The following is a 2,597-nucleotide window of genomic DNA, read 5'->3' on the forward strand; positions in this document are numbered from 1 at the left end:
CCAGACTTTTATTTCCTGGCCGGTTGCATTCAGGCAGATTTATTCTTCTCTTTCAAAACTGCCTCAGGAAACAATAGACACAGCCCGTATTTTCAGTACAAATCCGCTGCATCTTCTTTTAAGGATTTATCTGCCTTCTTCCTTACGCGGAATTTTAAGTGCGTTCGGCTTTTGTTTTGCTGTCAGTGCCGGAGATACAACACTTCCGCTTGTTATGGCAATTCCGAATTTTAATACACTTTCCCTGTTTACTTACAGACTTGCAGGTTCTTACAGATTTCATGAAGCCTGTGCTTCCGGAGTAATTTTAGGCTTAATCTGTATGACAGTTTTTGCACTGGCAAATAAAATAAAGGAAAAATAATTTTATGAAAGAAATATTTTTAGAAGCAGAAAACTTAATTTACTCATGCGAAAATTTCAATCTTGAAGTTTCATTTTCCTGTCAGAAGAATACAATGACTTCAATCGTAGGTCCGAGTGGAAGCGGAAAATCCACTATACTCAAGCTGATTGCAGGTCTTGAAAAACCGGCGCAGTTCACAAAAATCATTCTGGACAAACTCGACATCACAAACGAAAAGCCGGCAAAACGCGGAATCGGCATGGTTTTTCAGAAAGCAAATCTTTTTAATCATATGCACGTTGATGATAATGTTGCCTACGGACTTCGCTGTAAAGGAATGAATAAAAAAGAAAGCCGTATAATGGCAGCAGAATTCCTTAAAAAATTCAACCTTGAAGGATTTGAAAAACGTTCTCCTGAAACTCTTTCAGGTGGAGAAGCACAACGTGTTGCTCTTGCCCGAACTTTAATTACAAAACCTAAATTAATTTTATTTGATGAACCTTTTTCAGCTCTTGATGCTCCGTTAAGAAAAAAACTTGCTTCTGAAATAAAACAGCTTCAAAAAGAATTCGGATTTACAGGAATTATGGTTACCCATGATATTGCAGAAGCAAAATCGTTAAGTGACAGAATAATTTTAATCAAAAGCGGAAAAATCACTTGGGAAGGAAGTGCAGAAAACTTTTCCGAAGAAATGATTACTTCTGCACTTTAAAAACCTTTATTCAACTCTCACAAAATCATATCCTGCTTCAGATACGGCATTTTTTACAGCATTTTCGTTAAGAGATACTCCATCTTTTAAAGTAACTACAGCTTTTTTTGCTTCATGACTTGCTGTAACTGAGTCTACGCCTTCTAACGCTTCGAGAGCTTTTTTTACGTGTGCCTCGCAATGAGAGCACATCATACCGTTAATATAAACTGTTTTTTCCATTTTATTCTCCCTGGAATTTTTATTATACATCTTAAAAAGATTTAATCTGAGTGCATTTGTTACGACACAAAAACTTGAAAGACTCATGGCAGCAGCCCCGAACATGGGATTTAACTTCCAGCCGAGCAGAACTGTAAATGCTCCAGCCGCCAGAGGAATTCCGATTATGTTGTAAATAAATGCCCAGAAAAGATTTTCATAAATATTCCGTAATGTAGCACGGCTTAAACGAATCAATGCCGGAATATCAGACAACCGGCTTTTCATAAGAACAATGTCCGCTGAATCAATGGCGACATCAGTTCCTGCTCCAATAGCAATTCCTGTGTCAGCTCTTGTTAAAGCGGGAGCATCATTTATACCGTCTCCCACCATTGCAACAAAATTCCGTTTTGATTTTGATTGAGTGAGCGACGTCGAAACATCTTTCTGCAAGCTTCTTACTACGCTTTCTTTTCCATCCGGAAGAACTCCTGCAATTACTTCGTCAACACCAGCCTGCTTTCCGATTGCACGGGCTGTTTTTTCGTTGTCCCCTGTAAGCATTACAACACGAATTCCAAGATTCTTTAACTCCTGAATTGCTTTAGGGCTGTCTTCTTTCATAGTATCTGCAACAGCAATAAGACCAAGAAGTTTTCCGTCATATGCAAAAAAGAGAGGAGTTTTTCCCTGTTCTGAAAGAGAAGATGCTTTTTCTGAAAGGGAGGCAGCAGTTTCTTCTCCAATGAACTTCAGATTTCCTGCAGACAAAATTTTACCACCAAGTTTTGCTGTAAGGCCGCTTCCGCTTTTTGCTTCAAAGTCACTTACCTCGCTTGCACTAATATTTTTTTCCTGTGCATATGAGACTACAGCCTTTGCCAGAGGATGTTCACTCTTTTTTTCAAGACTGTAAGAAAGACGCAAAAATTCTTCTTCAATTACTCCATCCGCACATATTACATCTGTAACAACCGGAGTGCCGTTTGTAATCGTACCTGTTTTATCAAGAACTACAACATTTGTTTTCCCGGCAGTTTCAAGGGCTTCAGAAGTTTTAAATAAAATGCCGTTTTTTGCTCCCATGCCGTTACCAACCATGATTGCAACAGGGGTAGCAAGTCCTAAGGCACATGGACAGCTGATAACTAAAACTGCCACTGCCCGTGTTAAAGCTGTTCCCGCTTCCGCACCCAAAATCATCCAGACAGCAAAAGTTATCAAAGCAATTCCAATCACCACAGGAACAAAAATGCCAGAAACCTTGTCACTAACCTTTGCAATTGGTGCCTTTGTACTGGCCGCATCACTTACCATCTGAATAATCTG

At 39.2% G+C, this 2,597-nt stretch carries 3 protein-coding genes; 2 read left to right on the forward strand and 1 reads right to left on the reverse strand.

Features of this window, described 5'->3' with window-relative positions:
• Positions 1 to 364 (forward strand): ABC transporter permease subunit (locus tag ACKI5B_RS00100; protein WP_407424918.1); only part of this gene is annotated, 364 nt, incomplete at its 5' end.
• Between the two features lie 4 nt (positions 365 to 368).
• The gene (locus ACKI5B_RS00105; protein ID WP_407424919.1) at positions 369 to 1,064 is read left to right on the forward strand and encodes an ABC transporter ATP-binding protein; all 696 of its coding nucleotides are present in this window, start codon (positions 369 to 371) and stop codon (positions 1,062 to 1,064) included.
• Positions 1,065 to 1,070: 6 nt separating this feature from the next.
• On the opposite strand, the gene ACKI5B_RS00110 is transcribed toward ACKI5B_RS00105, so the two are convergent.
• A partial coding sequence (locus ACKI5B_RS00110; RefSeq protein WP_407424920.1) for a metal-transporting ATPase occupies positions 1,071 to 2,597 on the reverse strand: 1,527 nt, incomplete at its 5' end.

The sequence above is a fragment of the Treponema sp. genome, from assembly GCF_045657965.1.
Lineage (GTDB): Bacteria > Spirochaetota > Spirochaetia > Treponematales > Treponemataceae > Treponema_D.